This window comes from Streptomyces aculeolatus, assembly GCF_020400605.1.
GTDB lineage: Bacteria > Actinomycetota > Actinomycetes > Streptomycetales > Streptomycetaceae > Streptomyces > Streptomyces aculeolatus.
The window spans coordinates 43,799-65,334 of the sequence record NZ_JAINRD010000020.1 but is presented as its reverse complement, the minus strand read 5'-3'; the positions used below and the strand labels follow the sequence as shown (position 1 = coordinate 65,334).

18 protein-coding genes and 1 other RNA gene are annotated in these 21,536 nt (G+C 73.5%); 6 read left to right on the top strand and 13 right to left on the bottom strand.

The features are described 5' to 3' along the window. The first annotated feature begins 51 nt into the window (after positions 1 to 51). Positions 52 to 1,731 (top strand): beta-N-acetylhexosaminidase, encoded by a 1,680-nt coding sequence (locus LG396_RS27885; RefSeq protein WP_225796874.1) that lies wholly within the window; start codon positions 52 to 54, stop codon positions 1,729 to 1,731. A 147-nt stretch (positions 1,732 to 1,878) separates the two neighbouring features. On the opposite strand, the gene LG396_RS27880 is transcribed toward LG396_RS27885, so the two are convergent. Continuing rightward, positions 1,879 to 2,313 carry a hypothetical protein gene (locus tag LG396_RS27880; protein WP_225796873.1) on the bottom strand — a complete coding sequence of 145 codons (435 nt, stop codon included), beginning with the start codon at positions 2,311 to 2,313 and terminating at the stop codon, positions 1,879 to 1,881. Positions 2,314 to 3,362: 1,049 nt separating this feature from the next. After that, positions 3,363 to 4,250, bottom strand: coding sequence for a LysR family transcriptional regulator (locus LG396_RS27875; RefSeq protein WP_225796941.1), 888 nt, complete (start codon positions 4,248 to 4,250; stop codon positions 3,363 to 3,365). A 251-nt stretch (positions 4,251 to 4,501) separates the two neighbouring features. On the opposite strand from LG396_RS27875, the gene LG396_RS27870 reads away from it, so the two are divergent. Further along, complete coding sequence (locus tag LG396_RS27870) at positions 4,502 to 5,701, top strand: MFS transporter (protein WP_225796872.1); 1,200 nt, start codon at positions 4,502 to 4,504, stop codon at positions 5,699 to 5,701. Then, positions 5,698 to 6,693 (top strand): YobF C-terminal domain-containing protein, encoded by a 996-nt coding sequence (locus LG396_RS27865; RefSeq protein WP_225796871.1) that lies wholly within the window; start codon positions 5,698 to 5,700, stop codon positions 6,691 to 6,693. Before LG396_RS27870 ends, LG396_RS27865 begins: the two co-directional genes overlap by 4 nt. Positions 6,694 to 6,855: 162 nt before the next feature. Here LG396_RS27865 and LG396_RS27860 read toward each other — a convergent pair whose 3' ends face one another. Both LG396_RS27860 and LG396_RS27855 read right to left on the bottom strand, forming a co-directional pair. Continuing rightward, complete coding sequence (locus LG396_RS27860; protein WP_225796870.1) at positions 6,856 to 8,154, bottom strand: MFS transporter; 1,299 nt, start codon at positions 8,152 to 8,154, stop codon at positions 6,856 to 6,858. A 92-nt stretch (positions 8,155 to 8,246) separates the two neighbouring features. After that, positions 8,247 to 8,507: a YciI family protein gene (locus LG396_RS27855; RefSeq protein WP_225796869.1), complete on the bottom strand. Its 261-nt coding sequence runs from the start codon at positions 8,505 to 8,507 to the stop codon at positions 8,247 to 8,249. A 24-nt stretch (positions 8,508 to 8,531) separates the two neighbouring features. Here LG396_RS27855 and LG396_RS27850 point away from each other — a divergent pair, with 24 nt between their 5' ends. Together LG396_RS27850 and LG396_RS27845 are read left to right on the top strand one after the other, a co-directional pair. Then, entirely contained in the window at positions 8,532 to 9,392 is an 861-nt protein-coding gene (locus LG396_RS27850) for a Crp/Fnr family transcriptional regulator (RefSeq protein ID WP_225796868.1), read from the top strand. 167 nt (positions 9,393 to 9,559) lie between these two features. Continuing rightward, positions 9,560 to 10,708: a PP2C family protein-serine/threonine phosphatase gene (locus tag LG396_RS27845; protein WP_225796867.1), complete on the top strand. Its 1,149-nt coding sequence runs from the start codon at positions 9,560 to 9,562 to the stop codon at positions 10,706 to 10,708. A 110-nt stretch (positions 10,709 to 10,818) separates the two neighbouring features. Here the strand turns inward: LG396_RS27845 and ssrA are convergent. From ssrA to ftsE, 5 genes are all read right to left on the bottom strand, one after another. Beyond that, positions 10,819 to 11,188, bottom strand: a transfer-messenger RNA (tmRNA) gene (ssrA, locus tag LG396_RS27840). A gap of 112 nt (positions 11,189 to 11,300) precedes the next feature. After that, positions 11,301 to 11,780 carry an SsrA-binding protein SmpB gene (smpB, locus tag LG396_RS27835; protein ID WP_018840488.1) on the bottom strand — a complete coding sequence of 160 codons (480 nt, stop codon included), beginning with the start codon at positions 11,778 to 11,780 and terminating at the stop codon, positions 11,301 to 11,303. 17 nt (positions 11,781 to 11,797) lie between these two features. Continuing rightward, the gene (locus LG396_RS27830; protein WP_225796940.1) at positions 11,798 to 12,913 is read right to left on the bottom strand and encodes a S41 family peptidase; all 1,116 of its coding nucleotides are present in this window, start codon (positions 12,911 to 12,913) and stop codon (positions 11,798 to 11,800) included. 153 nt (positions 12,914 to 13,066) lie between these two features. Beyond that, positions 13,067 to 13,978: a permease-like cell division protein FtsX gene (ftsX, locus tag LG396_RS27825; protein ID WP_018840486.1), complete on the bottom strand. Its 912-nt coding sequence runs from the start codon at positions 13,976 to 13,978 to the stop codon at positions 13,067 to 13,069. 30 nt (positions 13,979 to 14,008) lie between these two features. Further along, positions 14,009 to 14,698, bottom strand: a complete 690-nt coding sequence (gene ftsE / locus LG396_RS27820; protein WP_018840485.1) for a cell division ATP-binding protein FtsE — start codon at positions 14,696 to 14,698, stop codon at positions 14,009 to 14,011. Between the two features lie 237 nt (positions 14,699 to 14,935). On the opposite strand from ftsE, the gene LG396_RS27815 reads away from it, so the two are divergent. Further along, on the top strand, positions 14,936 to 15,133 hold the full coding sequence (locus LG396_RS27815) for a hypothetical protein (protein WP_037753127.1): 198 nt from the start codon (positions 14,936 to 14,938) through the stop codon (positions 15,131 to 15,133). Between the two features lie 175 nt (positions 15,134 to 15,308). On the opposite strand, the gene LG396_RS27810 is transcribed toward LG396_RS27815, so the two are convergent. From LG396_RS27810 to LG396_RS27795, 4 genes are all read right to left on the bottom strand, one after another. Next, the gene (locus LG396_RS27810; RefSeq protein WP_225796866.1) at positions 15,309 to 16,094 is read right to left on the bottom strand and encodes a hypothetical protein; all 786 of its coding nucleotides are present in this window, start codon (positions 16,092 to 16,094) and stop codon (positions 15,309 to 15,311) included. Between the two features lie 293 nt (positions 16,095 to 16,387). Then, on the bottom strand, positions 16,388 to 17,506 hold the full coding sequence (gene prfB / locus LG396_RS27805; protein WP_037730399.1) for a peptide chain release factor 2: 1,119 nt from the start codon (positions 17,504 to 17,506) through the stop codon (positions 16,388 to 16,390). A 279-nt stretch (positions 17,507 to 17,785) separates the two neighbouring features. Beyond that, positions 17,786 to 19,183 carry a serine/threonine-protein kinase gene (locus LG396_RS27800; RefSeq protein WP_225796865.1) on the bottom strand — a complete coding sequence of 466 codons (1,398 nt, stop codon included), beginning with the start codon at positions 19,181 to 19,183 and terminating at the stop codon, positions 17,786 to 17,788. A 127-nt stretch (positions 19,184 to 19,310) separates the two neighbouring features. Continuing rightward, positions 19,311 to 21,050, bottom strand: coding sequence for a serine/threonine-protein kinase (locus LG396_RS27795; protein WP_225796864.1), 1,740 nt, complete (start codon positions 21,048 to 21,050; stop codon positions 19,311 to 19,313). Positions 21,051 to 21,536 lie beyond the last annotated feature (486 nt).

Here is a 21,536-nt window from a genome sequence, read left to right as displayed (position 1 = left end):
TTTATATGGAGTGGAGAACGCCAGCGTCAACCCGTCGAACGGAGAACGACCTTGATCATCCCCACGCCGTCGCGCAGCTCCCCCCGCCCGGGTTCGTACGCCCTGGGCCCGGACACCCCGCTGCACGTCGCCGATCCGGCGCTCGTCCCGGTCGCCCGCGTCCTGCGCGAACAGCTGCTGCCCGGGACGGGCTGCACGCTGCCGCCGGGGCGGGGCGGGATAGAGCTGGCCCTGGACCCGGACCTGGCCGCGGGGCCGGGGGCCGGGGCTGGATCAGGGACTGAGCCGGGGACTGCACCGGGGACTGCACCGGTGACTGGGCCCGATACGGAGGCGTACCGCCTGACGATCACCCCGGACGGCATCCGCATCGCCGCGGGCGGCCCGGCCGGCGCCTTCTACGGCGTGCAGACGCTGCGCCAGCTCCTGCCGCCGCACACCCTGCGCCGTACCGCGCTCGACGAGGGCCCGTGGGAGCTGGCCTGCGTCGAGATCGAGGACCGGCCGCGGTTCGCCTGGCGGGGGGTCCTGCTGGACGTGGCCAGGCACTTCTTCACCAAGCGCGACGTGCTGCGCGTGCTCGACCAGATGGCGCTGCACAAGCTGAACGTGCTCCACTTCCACCTCACCGACGACCAGGGCTGGCGGCTGGAGGTCAAGCGCTACCCGCGGCTGACGGAGATCGGCTCCTGGCGCACGGAGTCGAAGCCCGGCTGGAACGAGACGGGCGACGGCCGGCCGCACGGCGGCTACTACACGCAGGACGACATCCGCGAGATCGTCGCGTACGCGGCGGCCCGGCACATCCTCGTCGTACCGGAAGTCGACGTGCCGGGGCACACGCAGGCCGCCATCACGGCGTACCCCGAACTGGGCAACACCGGCGCGCAGTTGGCGGTGGAGACGGGCTGGGGCGTGAAGTCGAACATCCTCAACGTCTCCGACGGCACGCTGGACTTCGTACGGAACGTCTTCGACGAGGTGATCGAGCTGTTCCCCAGCCCGATCATCTGCGTCGGCGGCGACGAGTGCCCGAAGGACCAGTGGAAGGCGAGCGAGGCGGCGCAGGCGCGGATGGCGGAGCTGGGGCTGCGCAACGAGGACGAGCTGCAGAGCTGGTTCATCCGGCAGGTCTCGGACCACCTGGAGGCGCGCGGGCGGCAGTTGCTCGGCTGGGACGAGATCCTGGAGGGCGGCCTGCCGCCGGCGGCGACGATCGTGTCGTGGCGGGACAACCACGGCGCGGTCCGGGCGGCCCGCGAGGGCCACCAGGTGATCACCAGCCCGGCACGCCAGGTCTACCTCGACTACCGCGCCTCGGACTCCGCGGACGAACCGGTCCCGGTGGGCACGGTCCTCCCGGTGGAGGAGGTCTACGCCTTCGAACCGGTCCCGGAGGAACTGCGGGGCACGCCGGCGGCGGAGCTGGTCATCGGCGCGCAGTGCGGCCTGTGGACGGAGGCGATCGACAACGTCCGGGCACTGGACTACCAGGCGTTCCCGCGGATGAGCGCGTTCGCGGAGACGGTGTGGTGCGCGCCGTCACGGGACGGTGCGGCCTTCGCGGAACGGCTGGCGCACCACCTGGAGCGGCTGGAGGCGCTGGGGGTGGAGTACCGCCGCCCGGAGGGACCGCGGCCGTGGGAACGGCGGCCGGGGGTGCGGGGGAGGCCGGTGACGATGGAGGAGTACCTGGCGGAGGTGGAGGCGGACACGAGGAACATCAGGTAGGGGGCGGGAGTACGAAACGGTGACCGGCCCGGCCCCCGCGCCGGGGCGGGCCGGTTGGAGTCCCAGGTCCGGGGGGCCTGGGCGCGCGCTGTCGGCCGGTTGGATGCACGTCCGGGAACCGGGGGCAGGTCTGCTCGTCCGCCGCCGTCAGGGCAGGCGGTCGTAGCTGTCGGCGTGGCTGGCGAGGCCGCGCGCGGCTTGGGAGTCGGGCAGGACCAGCGTCTCGGCGTCGGCGGGGATCGCACCCGCGCGGGGGTCTTCCGGTTCGCCGACCCAGAGTTGCAGGGCCTCCCACGCGGAGAAGCCGGCACCCCAGGCTTCTTCGAGCCGCCGATGCCACGGCCCGCCGGCGTCGAACCCGACCGCTCCGGTGCCTGCTCGGCCGACGTAGGAGGCGGCGCCTTCGGTCGCGGAGGCCCAGAGGTACCCGATGACGTGGCCTTGCAGGACGACGGGCAGGCAGCGGACGGGGGTGCTGGTGGCCGCGAGGTAGGTGGTCTGCTCCAGAGTCCAGGGAGCCAACGGACCGAAGTCGCCTGGCCGCCCTGTGGGTTCCCAGGCGTAGGAGGAGGAGTCGGACACGGCCTGCTCCTGTTCGATGGAGGCACACCAGGCGGTGAACGCCCACGGTAGCGCGGAGGAAGGGGGCGTGGGCGGGGGGTGGAGCGGCACCCCTTGAACCCCGTACGCACCGACCCCCGGCCGACGTGGGCCGGCTGGTCGGCGCCGGGGGCATCGGGACAAGGACGACGCTGCCGTAGCAAAATAGGTATGAATCCCCGGAAATCCCCCTCCTGAACTACCCCAAATCACCCACGCAGGCCGAGTTTCGCCTCACGGGAAGCACTCGATGAGCGATTCAGCCGCCTAGCGCACGACACCGGCACAAACTCGAGGTATCCGAACCTATAAACCCGGGCAAAACGCCCTCGTGGGCCGACTTTTGCTCCATTTCCGCCACCGCTACGCCCACACGGGTCCGAAGCCCTCTCCAACGTCCATGCGCCCCTCGATACGAACTCGCAGCCGTGCCCCGGTTCTTGCCCGAAGCGCACGCCGACGGACTGGGCTTCTCCCCACACGGCACGGCCCCGCCGAACCGGGCGTCGACGTCTGAGCGGGGGCCCCCACTCAGTTCACCCCCCGGAACAGCGGTCGTCCGCGTGCCGGGCGCCCCCGGCACCGACCGGCCGGCCCACGTCGGCCGGGGACCGGCACGTAGGAGATTCAAGGGGCGCCGCTCCCCCCGGGCCACCCTTAGCTGCCGGTCTGTCACGGGCCGGAGTCCGGGGTCAAGGGTGGGGCGAAGCCCCATCGCGAAGCGACGTTCCCGCAGCGAAGCGGAGGGAACGCCCTTGACGCCGGACGCAGGCCCGCACACTCAGGAGAAGGGTGGACCGGGGGGAGCCCCAACGACACCGCTTCTCCCTTCGCCCCACCCCCGGACACCGGTTCACATCAACGGAGGCCGCCCACCCCCACGCCGAACCCCCCGACACCGGCTCTCACGCCCACCACGCACCCGCCCCACACACCCGACAACCCCCAACCCGCCGAACCCCGTCGCTGTCAGACCAGGCGCCTACCCTAGGGCGGGAGTGAGGGCTAGAGACGGCAGAGAGAGCGCCGCCTCACCGCCTCCCCCTCACCGCCTCCGCGAAGGCCCGGATCCTCCCGTTCTCCCTGTCCCCCCGCCACACCAACCCCAGCGCCGAGTCCCCCACCCCCTTCACCGGCACATACACCACATCCCCCCGCGGGTGGTACTCCGACGTCGGCCTGCACAGCAGCATCACCCCCCTGTTCGCCGCCACCTGTGACAAGCCCTCCTGCAGCGTCCCCACCTCCGGGCCCCGTGGCACCGGCGTGCCCGCCGGGGTGTGCGCCGGGGACTGGGCCTCCCGCCAGTAGTCCGGGGCCGGGCCGCTCACGCCGATCAGCGGCGTCGTCGCCAGGTCCTCCGCGTCCACCTCCGTGCGGGCGGCGAAGGGGTGCCGGCGCGAGGCCGCCGCGTACTGCGGTTCCACCGAGAACACCGGGCCCAGCACCAGCCCCGGCTCCGCCACCGGCAGCAGCACCACCGCCGTGTCCACCTCGTCCCGGTGCAGTGCCCCGAACGGGTCCGCCAGCGGGAGTTCGGTGATCCGCGTCGTGCAGCCCGGGTGCCGCTCCTCGAACTCCCCGACCACGTCCATGAATCCGTACCCCACCACCCCCTGGAACCCGATGCGCAGCGGCCCTCCGACCCCCAGCGCCCGCTCCCTGGCACCGTCGACCGCCGCCCGCAGCGCCGCGTACGCCGGGCGGAGGGCGGCGAGGAAGTCCTCGCCCGCCGGGGTCAGCCCGACCCGGCGGCTGGTGCGGTCCACCAGCCGGGCGCCGACGCGGCGTTCCAGCGCGCCGAGGAGCTGACTGACCCGGCTCTGCGATACATACAGCCGTTCGCCGGTACGTCCGAAGTGCAGCTCCTCCGCGAGGACCAGGAAGCACTCCAGCTCGCGGATCTCCACCCTCCCCACCGCCGCCGGATTCCCGCCCTCAGCCCCCTGACCTGCGCTCCCCATGCCGTGCCGCCCCTCAGCGCGGCGCCTTCACGCGCCGCCGTTCGATGAGCCCACCTCATAGAAGCATGAACACTTCGCGCTTGTTCCCCTCCCTCCCGCCCGGCTTGGCTGAGGCCATGGCAAAACCCGACGAGCCGTCCGCACCCTCATCCCCCTCACCCCCATCCCCATCCCCACCCGCGCCGGGATCCGGCGGCTGGCCCGCCGTGGCGACCGTGGCGGCCGGCACCTTCACCGTGGTCACGTCCGAGATGCTGCCGGTCGGTCTGCTCACGCCCATCAGCGGTTCGCTGTACGTCAGCGAAGGCACGGCCGGCCTGACGCTCACCGTCACCGGCCTCATCGCCGCCTTCTCCGCCCCCCTCGTCACCGCCGCCGTCGGCCGGCTCGACCGGCGCCTCGTCCTCTGCTCCCTGATGGTGCTCCTGGCCGCGGCCAACGTGCTCGCCGCCTGGTCGCCCGGCTTCGCCGTCATGATGGCCGCCCGCGTGCTCGTCGGCATCGGCCTCGGCGGCGTCTGGTCCCTCGCCGGCGGCCTCGGCGTACGGCTGGTGCCCCCGGCGGCCGTCGGTCCCGCCACCTCCCTCATCTTCAGCGGCGTCGCCGTCGCCTCCGTCGTGGGCGTGCCCGCGGGCGCGTACATCGGCGAACTCGTCGGCTGGCGCGCCGCGTTCCTCGTCGTCGCCGGGCTGGCGCTGCTCGTGACCGCGGCCATGGCCGTGCTGCTGCCGCCGCTGCCCGCCGAGGAGGCGGTCGCGCTCGGCGGGGTGCTGCGGCTGGCCGGCAACAGCCGGGTGGCCACCGGGCTCGCGGTGGTGTTCCTGCTGGTCACGGGCCACTTCGCCGCGTACACGTATGTACGGCCCATCCTGGAGGACCTCTCGGGCGTCGGGCCGTCGATGATCGGCGCCCTCCTCCTGGCGTACGGAATCGCCGGTATCGCCGGCAACTTCGCCGCCGGCGCCCGCGTCGGCCGGCGGCTGCGCGGCACCGTGCTGGTGATCGGCGCCACGCTCGCCGGCTCCCTGCTGCTCGTGCCGCTGCTCGGGCTGTCGGTGGCGGGTGCGGCGGTCCTGCTGGTCGTGTGGGGGCTGGCGTACGGAGGGGTGTCGGTGAGTACGCAGACGTGGCTCGGCATGGCCGCCCCGCGGGCCCGGGAGGGCGCGACGTCGCTGTTCGTGGCGGTGTTCAACGGGGCCATCGCCCTCGGTGCGTTCACGGGCGGCCGGATGGTCGACGGCTTCGGCACGCGGTCGGTGCTGTGGCTGGGCGGCGCGCTGGCGCTGGGCGCGCTCGCGGTGACGCTCCTCGGGCGCGTACCCGCGACGCACACCGCCGCCGCCCCTCAGCCGGCCCCGCGCACGCTGGACTCTCCCACCGTGTCAGGCAGTTGCCTGGACTCATGACCGACTACACGGGCTCCGGCCCCTACTGCTACGCCAACTCCCTCGTCATGTCCCTCGGGACCCTCGGCACCCCCGCCCCCTCGCCCTCCCTCGTGGAGACACTCACCGGCTCGCCGTTCGGCGTCCAGCTCCTCGGCGGTACGGTCCCGCTCTTCGACCCGTACGGCTGGGACCCGGACATCGGGCTCGACGACGCCGTCGACCTGCTCGGCCTGCGCTGCGACCGCACCTCCGGCGGGTCCGCGGACGAGGCGATGGCGCGGCTGCGGGAGGCCTGCGCGCGGGGGCCGGTGCTGGTCGGGCCGGTCGACATGGGCCTGCTGCTGTACCACCCCGGCACCCCCTGGGGGCCGCCGGGCGGCGGCAGCCCGTACGACGGCAACGACCACTACGTGGTCGCCCTGGCCGCGGACGACCGGACGGTCCTCCTCCACGACCCGCACGGCCACCCGTACGCGACGCTGCCCGTGCCCGAGTTCCTGGCGTCCTGGCGGGCGGAGGCGGTGGAGTACACGGCGGAGCCGTATGTGATGCGGGCGGGGTTCGAGAGGGTGCGTGCGGTGACGGAGGTGGCGGCGGTACGGGCGGCGCTGCCGGGCGCGGTGGCGTGGCTCGCGGGGCGCGCGGACCGGGCGGTGCCGGCGGGGACGGTCGCCGGGGCGGAGGCGCTGGAGAGGCTGGCGGCGCGGGTCGAGGCGGGTATGGACGGCGGACCGGGCGGCGGAGACCACGGCCGGCTGGGCGCCGGGGCGCGCGGGCTGATGGAGGCGTTCGCCGTACGGGTCGGGGCCCGGCGGCTCGCGGACGCTGCGGTACACGTGGAACGGGCGGGGCTTCCGGCCGCGGCGGGGGTGCTGCGCGAACAGGCCCGGCTGGTGGGAGCGGTGCAGTACCCGCTGGTGCGCGGGGACGGCGCCGCGGTGGCGGAGGTGCTGCGCAGGCTGGCGCCGACGTACGGGCGGCTGCGGAGGGAACTGGAGGCGGCGGCCTGAGAGTTCACGGCGGGCACGGGCAGGCCACGGCGCGTACGCCCAGGTCACGGCAGCCCAGGCGCAGGCCCCGGCGTCCATGCGCAGGTCCCGGCGTCCGCGCGCAGGTCCGGGATCCACGCGCAGGTCCCGGCACACGCGCGGGCCACAGCACCCCCGCCCACGTCACACCGCCGCCTGCGCGCCGTCCCCCCGTCCCCCGTCGTCGTCGGGCGGCCGGTCGCCCGCCTCCGCCACGGCACCGGCCCTCCGCGACGCCAGCCACACCCCCGCCCCCAGCGCCGCCACCCCCACCGTCGCCGCCCCCGACCCCGCCAGCACCGCCCGCGCCCCGAACGCCGCGACCAGCGGTCCCCCGAGCGCCGCCCCGACCGGTGTCGACGTGAGCAGCACCGCGCCGCGCGCCGCGAGCACCGTGGTCAGCCAGCCCTGCGGGGTGCGGTTCTGGAAGAGGGTGAACGACAGCGCCGGGTACGGGCCGTACACCGCGCCGCCCAGCGCGAAGCACGCCATCGCCGCGGCGGTTCCGGCCCCGAGCCCGTACGGCAGCAGCAGCGTCGTACCCCAGCCCGCGACGATCCCGAGCGTCACCGGCCACAGCGGCAGCCGCCGCAGCGCGCCGACCGTCAGCCCGCCGACGACCGCGCCGACGCCGAAGGCGGTCCAGAAGAGGCCGAGGAGCCCGGCGTCGCCGTCGAGCGTCCCGGTGACATAGAGCGGGAGTGCGACCTCGACGGGACCGTAGAGGGCGAAGAACAGCCAGGTGAGGACGAGGATCGCGAGGAGTTCGCGCTGTCGGGCGAGGAGCCGCAGCCCGCGGCCGGCGGGCCCGGGCGCCGCCTCGGGGCGCTCCCCGGATCCCGGTCCCAGCCGCGCCGTCTGCACCGCGAGCACCCCGTACGTGAGCGCGTCCAGGCCGATGACCCACGCCGGGCTGACGGCCGCGGCGAGGAACCCGGCCGCGGCGGGGCCGGCGACGATGCTCGTGGACATGCTGGCGCCGAGCAGGGCGTTGGCGGCCAGCCGGTGCCGCTCCGGCAGCAACTCGCCGACCAGCGTGAACTTCCCCGCGTTCCCCCAGGCCGTCAGCACCGACGAGCAGCCGAGCAGCACGACGTACGTCACGGGGTCCAGGACCCCGAAGGCCCAGGCCAGAGGGACGCACCCCAGCAGGGTGCCGCGCAGCGCGCAGTTGGCCATGAGCAGCCGGCGCGCGGGCAGCTTCCGCAGCCACCGCCCGAGGAGCAGGACACCCGCCGCCCCCGGCAGCGCGTACGCGGCGAGCGCCGCGCCGACGAGCAGGCCCTCGCGGCCCTCGGGGGCGATGACGATGGCCAGCCACGCCACGGCGACCATGCTCATGCCGCCGCCGAAGTCCGAGGCCACGAAGGCGGGCAGCAGGCGGCGCAGCCGGGGGTGGGCGAGCACGGGGCGGTAGGCGCGCGGGACGAGGGGGCGGATCACGCCGCCAGCGTTGCGGGTGAACCAAGGTCGAGGTCAAGGGCGCGGCCAGGAGACGAACCAGGAAGGGCCGGGAGGATGGCCAGGAGGATGAGTCACGGGCCGACGACGGGGGTCCACTCGCGTACGCCGACGACCTGCACGCCGTCGGTGCGGTAGTAGGGGTCGTCGGCCATGAGCGCGTCGAGCCGGTCGCGGGTCGCGTCGAAGACGAGCAGGGCCCCGGAGTCGTCGGCCCAGGGGCCGGCGGCGAGGAGGGTCCCGTCGCGCTGGAGCCGGACGAGCCGGTCGCGGTGGGCGGGCCGGGCCGCGAGGCGGGCGGGGGCGGGGGCGAAGCGCAGTTCGAGTACGAGCATGGCGGGGACGGTACGGTCAGGGGTGTGAGCGGATCTGTATCGCCCGATACACGCGACGGGAGACCGCCGGAGCAGGCTGCGCCTCCCGGGCCGCCGGATGCCGGAGCACCCGCCGACGGCCCCGGGACCGCAGGGACCGAGGCACAGGCCGCCGGACCCGGGACGCCGAAAGCCAGGGCACAAACCGCCGCACCCGGCTCGCCGGACGCCGGGCCGGCCGCCGTCCTCCGGGGCGTACCGCTGCTCCGCGGCCTCCCCCCTGCCCGCCTCCGCGCCCTCTGGCACCGCTCCGTCCCCCGCCGCTACGCCGCCGGGGACGTCCTGCGCACGGCCGGGGACCCCGCCGGCCACCTGCTGCTCCTCCTCGACGGCCGGGTCGCCGCCACCGTCGTGTCCGCGGCCGGCCGCGTCGTACGGGTCGGGGCGTGGTCCGGGCCGTGCGCGCTGGACAAGGTCGCGGTGATCGACGACCGCGGCCACACCGCCACGTTCACCGCCCTCACCCCCAGCACCGCGCGCAGCCTGCCCCGCGCCGACTTCCTCGCCCTCGTCGACGGCGCCGCCGCCGTACGCGCCCACGTCCTGCGCACCCTCGCCGCCCAGGCCCGCGACCAGCAGACCCGATTCACCGCGGCGGCGACCCTCCCCACGCCCGCCCGGCTCGCGGCCTGGCTGCTGGCCGAGGCCGCCCGGCTCCACTCGGCCCGCGTCCCCCTGCCCGGCGGCCAGCAGCCCCTGGCCGATCACCTCGGCGTCACCCGCGTGACCCTGAACCGCGCGCTGTCGGGGCTGCGCCGCGAGGGCCTGCTGACGTACGCCCGCGGCGAGGTGGAGATCACCGCCCCCGAGGCCCTGGCGCTGCGCGCCGCGCCGGGAGAGCACTGACCGCGCCGCGGGACGGCACCCGCTCCCTGCCGCCGCCGCGCCCTACCTCCCCGTAGCCACTCCACCGCCCCCGATCGGGCCGCGTGGTGGCGTCGCCTCCTCTGACGTGGCATATCCTCGAATGAGTCGGAACATAAGGTACAAACCGCCCTAAGGACGCCATCGCCATGCGACTCCCGCCGCGCGGCGGCCACCGCCGCGATGTCGGAGGCGCCGAGACCCCCGCTCCTCCCGGCGCGTCCCGGGTCCCCCTCGTCCTGTTTCCGGTGCTGATCATCGCCATCACGGTGGTCATCGACGTCGCGACCCCGCGCACGACGCAGGTGGCGCCGCTGCTGGTCGCCGCACCGGTGGTGGCCGCGGCGACCATCTCCGTACGGGCCACCGCCGTGATCTCCGCCATCGTCGTCGCCCTGACGGTGGCGATGAACGTCTACCACGACGTCTGGGGCGCCCTCAGCTCCGACATGACACTCGCGTCCGCCGCCGCCGTGGGCCTGGCCAGCATCGTGGCGGCCGTCATCCGGGAGAAGCGCGAGGCGGAGCTGAGACAGGTCCGGTCGGTGGCAGAAGCGGCGCAGCGCGCGCTGCTGCGACCGCCGCCGCCGCGCATCGACCGGCTCGCCGTGCGCAGCGTCTACCTCGCCGCCGAGGCGGAGGCGCAGATCGGCGGGGACCTGTACGAGACGCTGCAGACCCCGTTCGGCGCCCGGGTGCTCATCGGGGACGTACGGGGCAAGGGGCTGCCGGCCGTCGGCGTCTCCGCCGTGCTGACCGGGTGCTTCCGCGAGGCTGCGTACCGTGAGCCGACGATCGGCGAGGTCGCCGGGCGGATGGAGGAGACCGCGCTGCGGGAGATCGACCGGGACGACCCGTGCGAGGCGTACAGCGAGCGCTTCACCACCGCCCTGCTGGTGGAGATCCCGACCGAGGAGCCCGTGGCCCGCATCGTGCACCTGGGCCACCCCGAGCCGCTGCTCATCAACTCCGGCACCGTCACGGGCCAGCTGCCCGACCGGCCCGGCCTCCCGATCGGGCTCGGCGGCCTCGTCGGCACGCTGCCGGTCCCGCAGACGATCGACTTCCGCCCCGGGGCGCGGCTGCTGCTGTACACCGACGGGTTCATCGAGGCCCGCAACGAGAACGGGGTCTACTTCCCCCTGGCCGAAAGCGCCGCGCGGCATGCGGACAAGGACCTGGACGGCTTCGTCGCGGGGGTACGGGCCGACCTGCTCCGGCACGCCGGCCGACAGCTCGCCGACGACGCGGCCCTCCTCGCCATCGAACGCCTCCCCGACACCCCGCCACCGCTCTGACCAGGCACGGGAAGGGGGAGCTACACAGAAACGACGAAGGCGAAGCCGCGCAGAAACGACGAAGGCGACGCCCGCCCACGCCTTCCGTGGGCACACGTCGCCTATCGCGTTCGTGGAGATGGCGGGAATCGAACCCGCGTCCAACGGTGCAGGGACAGGACTTCTCCGAGCGCAGTCCGCTACGTTTTTCTCGGCCCCGGAGATCACGCGGACAAGTCTCCGACGGGCTCAGTCACTGTGGTTTGTCCTGCTACACCCCGTGACCGGGTCTAGCAGTGGAGTTCCCTAGCTGATGCCAGGATCCGGGTCGGGAACACCCCCGGGCTGACACTTCGCAAGTCGCTACTTAGGCAGCGAGGGCGAAGGAATCGCGCTTGGTGTTGGCGATTATTTGTTTCGGCCTGTGGTTAACGAGATCATGGCCGCTTCCTCGGCTCGCTTCTCCTGCTCCGACAGCCGCTGTCGAAACCGATCATCCCCATGTGGTGTTTTCAAGGTGCGCAACCCACGCGGAGCTGCTGGACACAGCCTACTGGAACAACGCCACACCGTGCCACCGTATTCCACCGCGGCACGCGCGCGTCCGCGCAGGTCAGCCGCGGAACTTGCGCCGTGCCGCGGAGATCGCCTTCTGCGCCTCGCGGTTGTCCTGCTTCTCCCGCAGCGTCTGCCGCTTGTCGTACTCCCGCTTGCCGCGCGCCAGCGCGATCTCGACCTTCGCCCGGCCGTCCTTGAAGTACAGCGCCAGCGGCACGATCGTCAGCCCGGTCTCCTGCGTCTTGCCGATCAGCTTGTCGATCTCGGCGCGGTGCAGCAGCAGCTTGCGCTTGCGGCGCGCGGTGTGGTTCGTCCACGTACCCTGCGAGTACTCCGGGATGTGCACGTTGTGCAGATAGATCTCGCCGCCGTCGAGGTGCGCGAAGCCGTCGGCCAGCGAGGCCCGCCCCTGGCGGAGCGACTTGACCTCGGTACCGGTCAGCACGAGACCCGCCTCGTACGTGTCAAGGATGAGGTAGTCGTGCCGCGCCTTCTTGTTCTGCGCGATCAGCTTGCGACCCGTGTCTTTACCCATAGCCGGGCCATTGTCGCCTAGACGCCGCTCCCGAGGCCACTCAAAACCGTGCGGGCCTCCTCCTCGGCGTCCCGGTCGCCGGTGACGGCCAGGTCGAGGTCCGGGGTGACGCCGACTCCCTCGAGGCTGCGCCCGGCCGGGGTGCGGTACTCGCCGACCGTCAGCTCGGCGACCGAGCCGTCCGGCAGCGCCTTCGGCAGCTGCACGGAGCCCTTGCCGAAGGTGCGGGTGCCGACGACGACGGCGCGGCCGCGGTCCTGGAGCGCGCCGGCCAGCAGCTCGGCGCTGCTCATCGTGCCCCCGTCGACGAGGACGACCAGCGGCGTACGGGTGTTGCCGCCCGGCTTCGCGTACAGCGCCTGCTGGTTGCCGTTCAGGTCGTACGTCGCCACCACCCCGTCGTCGAGGAAGCCCGACGCCGCCTCGACGGCCTCCACGACCAGGCCGCCGGAGTTGCCCCGCAGGTCGAGGATGACGCCGTCGCTGCCGCGGGCCCCGGCCGCGGCCCGGCGCACCTCCGCGCCGCTGCCGCGGGTGAAGCTCTCCACCCGGATCACGGGGGCGGCGGCGCCGTCGTCCTCCGGCTTGTCCTGCCGTACGGTCACGGGCTCGGTCCTCAGCTCGACCCGGCGCACGGGCCGCGCCCACCGCCGCTCGCCGCGCTGCAGCGCAAGCACCACCGTGCTTCCGCGCGCCCCCTCCCCCAGTTCCTCGCCGCGCAGCAGCGCGACGACCTCGGTGACGGGGCGGCCCGCGACCGGGGTGCCGTCGACGGCGCGCAGCGTGTCGCCGGTGCGGATGCCCGCCTCGTCGGCGGGGCTGTCCGCCCCGACCTGGGCGATCTCCATGGCGCCGGCCCGGTCGGTCTTGATCCACAGCCCGACGCCGACGTATCTGCCGGCCAGCATCTGCTGGAGCGACTCGTACTCGCGCGCGCTGTACGCCGTCGACCAGCGGTCTCCGCTGCGGCTGACCAGCTCGCCCGCGGAGTCGGCGGTGCCGCCCTCGCCGGCGCGCGGTTCGTAGGCCTGCTCGTCGGCGACGTGGCCGGTGAGCACCTTGGGCGGGCGCTCGGGCTCGCCGGGCCAGGACCCGGTGGCGGCGCCGGTGGCCAGGACGCTGACGAAGACCAACGTCAGGGAGGCCCCGCGGCGGAAGGCGCTGCGGGGCCTGTCGCTGTCAGACGAACCCGACATGCCGCTGAGTGTAGGACAGCGGCGGGTGCCGCAGGGGGAGTTGACCACGCCGCGGCACGCACGTGGCGTAGGCCACACCCGCCCTGATTGTCAGACCTTGAGGTATTTACGCAGCGCGAAGAACGCGGCGATGCCCGGCATGAGCAGGCCGATCGCGACGACGAGCGGCAGGACCCGGATCACCTCGTCCCAGCCGATGAAGTTGATCAACAGGATCTTGTCGGCGAGCCAGTTGTCGATGAGGAAGTGCTTGCCGCCGACCAGCAGCACGGCGGCGAAGCTCGCGCCGATCAGTCCGGCGACGGCGGCCTCGACGATGAACGGCAACTGGATGTAGACGCTGGACGCCCCCACCAGCCGCATGATCCCGGTCTCCCGGCGCCTGCTGAACGCCGACACCCGTACGGTGTTGACGATCAGCATGATCGCCACGACCAGCATCAGCGCCATCACGCCGATCGCCGCGTACGTCATGCCGTTGAGCAGGTTGAACAGGCTCTCCAGCACATTGCGCTGGTCCTGCACCTCCTGAACACCGGGTCTGTCGGCGAAGGCGCTGGTGATGACCTCGTACCGCTCGGGGTCCGTCAGCTTGACGCGGAACGACTCCTGCATCTGGTCCGGCGTGAGGGAGGAGGCCAGCGGGGAGTCGCCGAACTGCTCCTTGTAGTGCTTGTACGCCTCTTCGCTGGACTCGTACTGGACGTCCTCGACGATGTCCAGGGCGTTCAGGTCGTCCTGGATCTCCTTCTTCTGCTCCGCCGTGACCGCGCCCTTCTCACAGTTGGGCGAGGTCTCGGCGTCCACTTCGTTGCAGAAGAAGATGGAGACGTTGACCTTGTCGTACCAGTAGCCCTTCATGGTGTCGACCTGCTTGCCCATGAGCCAGGAGGCTCCGAACAGGGCCAGCGACAGGGCCACGGAGACGATCACCGCGAAGGTCATCGTCAGGTTGCGGCGGAGACCGACACCGATCTCCGAGAAGACGAACTGGGCGCGCATGCCCGTCCTTTCAGCTCCGGGGGCAGCAGCTCAGTGCTGGTATCCGTACACACCGCGGGACTGGTCGCGTACCAGCCGCCCCAACTCGAGTTCAATGACGCGCCGGCGCATCTGGTCGACGATCTGCTGATCATGCGTGGCCATGATCACTGTGGTACCGGTCCTGTTGATGCGGTCGAGCAGCTTCATGATGCCGACCGAGGTCTGCGGGTCGAGGTTGCCCGTCGGCTCGTCCGCGATGAGGAGCATCGGCCGGTTGACGAACGCCCGCGCGACGGCGACGCGCTGCTGCTCACCGCCGGACAGCTCGCCGGGCATCCGCTCGCCCTTGCCGGAGAGCCCCACCAGGTCGAGCACCTCGGGGACGGTCTTGCGGATCTGGCCGCGGGGCTTGCCGATCACTTCGAGGGCGAACGCGACGTTCTCCGCGACGGTCTTGTTCGGCAGCAGCCGGAAGTCCTGGAAGACGGTGCCCAACTGGCGCCGCATGTGCGGCACCTTCCAGTTGGACAGCCGGGCGAGATCCTTGCCGAGCACGTGCACCTGGCCGTGGGTGGTCCGCTCCTCCCGCAGGATGAGCCGCAGGAACGTGGACTTGCCCGAGCCGGAGGACCCCACGAGGAACACGAACTCGCCGCGCTCGATCTCCAGCGAGACGTCCTGGAGCGCGGGGCGGTTCTGCTTGGGGTACAGCTTGGTGACGTTGTCGAATCGGATCACGCTGGGCTCCCTGTCGCGGTCGCAGGTGACCTTACGCGAATGCGGAGGGGGCGCGCAGTCGCCGTGGGCGGTTGGTGCGTTTCGTCACGGACAAACCGCCCGGGGCCCGGACGGGTATCGGTCGGGGATCGGGCGGGGACCGGTCGGCGCGCGCCGATTCGGTCCGGACCTGGCACAGTGGTAGGTGGAGAAGTGGAACCTGCGGGGCACCACGAGCGAAGCGGGAGGAGGAGGCACATGACACGCGACTGGCTGGTCTGCGCGAACTGTGCGGGACCCGTGAGCGAGGGCCGTTGTCCCGTCTGCCGGGCGAGCAGGGAGCGCATGCGCCAGGAGAGCGGCTGGCGCAGCGTGCCGCCGACCACGGTGTGGATACTGCTGGCGCTGCTGGCGGCCGTGGCTGCGGTGCTGTTCCTCCAGCAGCGGACGGCATAGCCGGCGAAGTCGGCGGGGGCGGCGCGGGAGTGCGGTACACAGAGCACCCGCGCGTGTGATCCGTATCACATATTCATGATCGACGGCGTGTGACGCAGCGCCACGAAGCACGCGGAAGGGCCCGGAGCGAATCGCTCCGGGCCCTCCGTGTCGCCTGTACGGCGTGCGCTGCGGGTCAGGCAGCCGACTCGTTGCGCGTCATCAGCCGCGGCAGCAGCCGGAAGCCGACGCCGCCGGCGATGATGCTGGCCGCACCCACGAGCAGGTACGTGGTGCCGCTGGAACCGGTGTCGGCGAGCTCGTCCTGCGGCTTGCTGTCGCCGGCCGGGGACGGCTCGCTGCCGCCGGAGGTCGACTCGGCCTCGCAGATCACGCTGTCGCCGTCCAGCTCGCAGTCGGTGTCGCCGCCGCCGGTGCCGCCGGTGGTCTGCTGGCCGCCGGTGGTCTGCTGACCACCGTCGTCACCGGAACCGCCGTCGTCGGCACCGGCGTCAGTGGACCCGCCGTCGTCGGCACCGCCGTCAGTGGACCCGCCGTCGTCCGTGGTGCCGCCGTCGTCGGTGGTCCCGCCGTCATCGGTGGTCCCGCCATCGTCGGTCGTGCCACCGTCGTCGGTGGTCCCGCCGTCATCGGTGGTCCCGCCATCATCGGTCGTGCCACCGTCGTCGGTGGTCCCGCCATCATCGGTGGTCCCGCCATCGTCGGTCGTGCCACCGTCGTCCGTGGTGCCACCGTCATCGACGCCACCGGGGCCGGCGATCTCGCCGCCGTCGGTGAGGCCGCCGTCGTCCTCGCCTCCACCGCCGATGGCGTTGATCTCGATCCCGAGGCCCTGGCGACCGGTCTCGCCACCGTCGTCGCCGGTGGCCTGCGCGGCACCCGCGGCGGCGAGCGAGGCCCCGCCGGCGATCAGCGCGCTGGCGGCGACCCGCGCCACCCGTACACGCACTTTGTTCGTCATTGCTCGCTACCCCCAGTAGCCGTACTCGTCAGTTTGGGCTGGCGTCGGTACGGGGCCTGTTCGCGGCGGGTTTACCCCCCTGAGTCACACGAACCCCACACACCTACAAAGCTCGGCGGCCAGCCTCTCGGGTATTCACTGGAGCGTCAAGCGAGTTGAGGCGGGGTTGTACCCTTTTCCGGCCAATGTCCGGGGTAAGTGGTGCACGACTGTGACACTCGCAACGCCCGCGGTCAGACGTGGAATTGCAGCAGGCGAACGGGTGTGCGCACCCGCCCTGCGACCGCCGGGACTCAGCCGTCGGCGGCCTGCTCCTGCTGCTTGCGCCAGCGGATGCCCGCCTCCAGGAAGCCGTCGATCTCGCCGTCGAGGACCGCCTGCGGGTTGCCCACCTCGTGCGTCGTGCGCAGGTCCTTGACCATCTGGTAGGGCTGCAGCACGTACGACCGCATCTGGTTGCCCCACGAGCCGGCGCTGTCGCCCTTGAGCGCGTTCATCTTCGCCTGCTCCTCCTCCTTGCGCTTGGCGAGCAGGCGGGCCTGCAGCACGCGCATGGCGGCGGCGCGGTTCTGGATCTGCGACTTCTCGTTCTGGCAGGAGACGACGATGCCGGTCGGCAGGTGCGTGATCCGGATCGCGGAGTCCGTGGTGTTGACGGACTGGCCGCCGGGCCCGGAGGAGCGGAAGACATCGATCCGGATCTCGTTCTCCGGGATGTCGATGTGGTCGGTCTGCTCCACGACGGGCAGCACCTCGACGCCGGCGAACGACGTCTGGCGGCGGCCCTGGTTGTCGTAGGGAGAGATGCGCACCATGCGGTGCGTCCCCTGCTCGACGGAGAGAGTGCCGTACGCGTACGGGGCCTTGACCGCGAAGGTCGTCGACTTGATGCCGGCCTCCTCCGCGTACGAGGTGTCCAGCACCTCCGTCGGATAGCCCTTGTGCTCGGCCCAGCGCAGGTACATGCGCTGCAGCTGCTCGGCGAAGTCCGCGGCGTCCACGCCGCCCGCCTCCGCGCGGATGTTGACCATGGCCTCGCGCTGGTCGTACTCGCCGGACAGCAGCGTGCGCACCTCCAGCTCCTCGACCGCGCGCCGGACGTCGGACAGCTCGCCCTCGGCCTCGCGCTGCGTGTCGGCGTCGCCCTCGCTCTCGGCGAGCTCGAAGAGGACCTCGAGGTCGTCGATCCGCCCGCGCAGCTCTTCGGTCTTGCGCAACTGCCCCTGCAACAGGGACAGCCGGCTGGTGACCCGCTGCGCGTTCTCGGGGTCTTCCCAGAGGGCGGGAGCCGCCGCCTCCTCTTCGAGCGCGGCAATGCCGGCCCTCAGCTTGTCGAGGTCGAGCACCGCCTCGATGGAGTCCATGGTCGAGCTGAGGGCCTTGAGCGATTCGGATACATCAGGTGCTGCCACCCCACCAGCGTACCGCTGCACACGGCGGCCGCAGGTGGCGCGTATCCGCGGGACGCGTGTTCCGCGGGACGCGGGCCGGTGCCGGGGGTCCCGCCCGGCCGGCGGCTCCGGCCGACGCGGAGCGGCGGATGCGCGGCCGGAGGCCCGGGCCGCCTTCGCGGAGCCGCCCGCCGGGACCTGCGCCTGTGCGGTGCGGCGCCCGCGGGTCCCCTCGCCTCCTTGCGGACCGGGCGCACCCGGTCGCCGGTACGGGCCGGGGGCCGGGGGCTCGGGCCGGGCTCAGGGCTCCGAGGTGGTGGAGCGGTCGCCGCCGCCGCTCCCGCCGCCGTCGTCACCGCCGCCGGACGCGACCAGCCAGCCGCCGACGCCCGCGATGGCGATGACCGCCGCCGCGACCGTGAGCTTCAGCCTCTTCGCGCGCGTCGTGCCCGCGCGGGCGGCGCGGGCCGAGCCCGGCCGCGGCTGGCCGGCCAGCCGCGGTACGCGCGCGGTGCCGCGGGCGCCGCCGGCCAGCTCGTCGGCGCTGGGCATGCGCATGCTCGTGTGGGTGTCCCGGTTGGAGTCCGGCGCCGCGGACCGCACCAGCGGCACCGAGCCGCGCAGCGGCGCGCCGCCGGCGCCGGTCATGCCCGGCTCGCCGGCCCCCGCGAGGGCCCCGGCGGCCGCCGCGCGGTCGCCGCCGAGCCGCATCGTGTGCGGCGAACGGCCGTCGCCGGGGTCGTCCGCCCCGTCCGCCGACTCCTCGACGTCCAGCGGCGGCAGCCCCTCCAGGTCCGGCAGGATCTCGCGCAGCCGCGTGGCCAGCTCCGCCGCCCGCAGCCTCGATGCCGGCGCCTTCGCCAGGCACTGGAGCAGCAGCTCCCACAGCTCGTCGGGGATGCCGGGCAGCGGCGCGACGGTCTCCGTCACGTGCCGGCGCAGCACGGCGCCGGGGTGGCCGCCGCCGAAGGGCGTGAAGCCGGCCAGCAGTTCGTACAGCACGGTGGCCAGGGCGTAGATGTCGACGGCCGCGCGGGCGGGCAGGCCCTCGACGATCTCGGGGGCGACGTAGTCGGGGGTGCCGATGACGCGCCGCTGGGTGGGCACCCGGGTGCCCACGGCGGCGCCGCCGCGCCCGCGGGGCGGGGCGGGGGTGCCCCCGCGTCCTCCGGGCGCCGGGGGCGGCTGCGCGGCGCGGCCGGGGGCGTCGATGAGCTTGGCGACGCCGAAGTCGGTGAGCAGCGCGGGCGGCGCCCCGCCGGGGCCGGCGGGCGCGTCGGAGTCCAGCAGGACGTTCTCGGGCTTGACGTCCCGGTGCACGACCCCCGCGGCGTGCGCGGCGGCCAGGGCCTCGGCGACGTCGGCGGCGATGGCGGCGGCGGCCTGCGGCAGCAGCCGGCGGTCGCGCTCCAGCCGGGTGCGCAGGTCCGTACCGCGGACGAGGTCCATGACGAGCGCCAGGTCGCGGCCGTCGACGACGAGGTCGCGGACGCCGACGACGCGCGGGTGGTCCAGGCTCATCAGCGCGGTGCGCTCGCCGAGGAAGCGCTCGACCAGCTCCCGGTCCTCGGCCAGGTCCTCGCGGAGCAGCTTGACGGCGACCGGCCCGTCCGGTCCCTCGCCCAGCCACACCGTGCCCGCGCTGCCGCGTCCGATCACCTGATGGGCGGCGTATCGGCTGCCGATTCTGCGTGCCATGGCGTCAAAGCTACGCGGCGTCGCGGACGTTGGGTGCCGGACCGGCCCGGAAACCCCCCGTGGGTGTCGACTTGTCGGCATGCTCACAGGTCGGAGTGCGGTTCACGGCCCGGGCGCACCCCGGAGGTCACTGGCCCGTGGCGTCCTTGAGGTCGTTCAGTCCGTTCTGGGCGTCCTGGAGGTCGTTGACACCTTCGTTGATCTTGTCGCCGGTCTTCTCGGCGTCGTCGGCGGCGTCGTTGAGGTCCGAGATCCAGTTCTTGAGGTCGGTGGTCCAGTCCGTGACCTGGTCCCAGAAGCCCTTGCCGTCCGCGATCGCGTCCTGGAGGGGGGTCAGCTCCCAGACCAGCCAGGAGCCGACGACCAGGATGAGGACCGTGAACAGGCAGCCCTTCAGACAGCCCAGGCCCGGGATGCGCATCGGGTTCGCGCTGCGCCGCCGCTCGCGCGGGGGCTGCTGGGGCGGGGGCGCGGGCTGCTGCGGGCGGGGCTCGTAGCGCTGGGGCTGCGGCTCGCGGCGGGGCGGCGGGGCCGCGTACGCCTCGGGCGGCGGCTGGCGCCGCTGGACGCGCCGCGGCGGGCGGCGGCGCAGGGGGTCCTCGCTGGGGTCGAGGTAGCCGATCTGCTGGGTCTGCTCGCCGCGGTCGCGGGCGGCGCGCATCTGGGTCTCCCAGGGGTGCGGGCCCTCCGGCTGCGGCGGCCCGTCGGTGATGGGCATGACGCGGGTGCCGTCCTCGGCGCCGGGCCCGCCCGGGCTCTGCCGGCCGTGCGCCGCGGCGGCGCCCGCCGCGCCACCGGCCGCGGCTCCCGCGGCGCCGGCGGGCAGGACGCTGGTGGCGGCGTTCGGGTCGTACGCGCCCTGCTGCCCGGGGCCGCTGCCCCCGGGGAGGATCTGCGTCGGATCGGCCGCCCCGACGCCGGTGCCCGGGACCTGCGTGGGGTGCGGGTCGGCGGCGAGGAGCGCGGCGACGCCGAGGGCGGCGGTCGCCTGCTCCGGGGTGGCGCCGGCGCCGATGCCGGCGGCCACGGTGCGCAGCCCGCGGGCCAGGTTCTCGGCGCTGGGGCGCTCGTCCGGGTTCTTGCGCAGGCAGGACTGGACGACGGTCCACATCGGGTCCGGCAGGCCCGGCGGGCGCTGCGCCTCCTGGTTGAGGTGCTGGTGGAGCACCTCGAGGGCGGAGGTGCCGCCGAAGGGCGGCCGGCCGGTGAGCAGCTCGTAGAGCAGGATGCCGGCACCGTAGACGTCCACCGCGGAGGTCTGCGGGCGGCCCTCGGCGGACTCGGGCGCCACGTACGCGGGGGTGCCGACGAACTCGTTGGCGCGCGTCAGGCCCGGGGAGTCCGCGAGCCGGGCGATGCCGAAGTCGGTGAGCATCGGCTGCATCCGGCCGACGCCGTCGGGCCCCGCGCTGCCGGCGAGCAGCACGTTCGCGGGCTTGAGGTCGCGGTGGACGATGCCGTCGGCGTGGCTGGCGGCGAGCGCGTCCGCGATCTGGGCGGTGAGCAGCGCGGCGCCCACGGGCGTGAAGGGGCCGTTGTCGCGGAGGTAGCGGTGCAGGTCGGGGCCGTCGACGAGGTCCATGACGAGGGCCAGCAGATCGCCCTCGACCACGAGGTCGCGGGTGCGGACGATGTTCGGGTGGGTCAGGCGCAGGAGCGCGGAGCGCTCGCGCAGGAACCGCATCACCACGTCGGGGTCGCCCGCCAGCTCCTCCTTGAGGACCTTGATGGCGACCACCTCGCCGGGGCTGCCCGCCACGGCGGCTTCCGCCCCCGCCGTCTCGCGCTGGCGGCCACGCCACACGGTGCCCGTGGCACCCCGCCCGAGCGGCTCTTCGAGGAGGTACTTGCTGCCTACCGGCCGCACGTCATGCGCTCCCTGGTCGTGATCGTTCTCCCGGCCCGCGGACCGGTCGGTCCGTGGGCCATCTGCACCACTCTAGTGGCGCCGCCGCGGCACCCGGCGGGGTCGGGCGGCACCGGGGGCCCGGCTTCCCGGCCCGCCCCCGCCCGCCCGGTTCCCCGGAAGGTGCCCTGTCTGTTTTCCGTCGTCCCGGGCCCGTCCGGTGCCCGTTCGCCGTGGGCGTCCCGCACCCCGTGCGGACGCAGTACCCGTTCGCGGCGCGCTCTCACCCGTGCCGTACCGCCGTATCGCCCGTCCGCAGCCGTTCCGTGACGCCTGTGCGAAGGAGAGACGTCAGCTTCCCGGTCGTTGGTTGCCCCGTAGGGCTGACGAAGGTGTCAACAGTGGTCCGTAATAGCAAATTTTGAGTCGGAGTCGGGGCAGGAAGCGGCCATACAAGATCCACCAACACCGGTCTCGCAGCGGGCTGTCGGTGGGAGATGGGAATAT

Coding starts and splice junctions, on each gene's coding strand:
- LG396_RS27865 (WP_225796871.1), top strand. CDS start 5,698: ATGACCGACTACACGGGCTCCGGCCCCTACTGCTACGCCAACTCCCTC.
- LG396_RS27855 (WP_225796869.1), bottom strand. CDS start 8,507: ATGCTCGTACTCGAACTGCGCTTCGCCCCCGCCCCCGCCCGCCTCGCG.
- LG396_RS27845 (WP_225796867.1), top strand. CDS start 9,560: ATGCGACTCCCGCCGCGCGGCGGCCACCGCCGCGATGTCGGAGGCGCC.
- smpB (WP_018840488.1), bottom strand. CDS start 11,780: ATGGGTAAAGACACGGGTCGCAAGCTGATCGCGCAGAACAAGAAGGCG.
- ftsX (WP_018840486.1), bottom strand. CDS start 13,978: ATGCGCGCCCAGTTCGTCTTCTCGGAGATCGGTGTCGGTCTCCGCCGC.
- LG396_RS27815 (WP_037753127.1), top strand. CDS start 14,936: ATGACACGCGACTGGCTGGTCTGCGCGAACTGTGCGGGACCCGTGAGC.
- LG396_RS27810 (WP_225796866.1), bottom strand. CDS start 16,094: ATGACGAACAAAGTGCGTGTACGGGTGGCGCGGGTCGCCGCCAGCGCG.
- LG396_RS27800 (WP_225796865.1), bottom strand. CDS start 19,183: ATGGCACGCAGAATCGGCAGCCGATACGCCGCCCATCAGGTGATCGGA.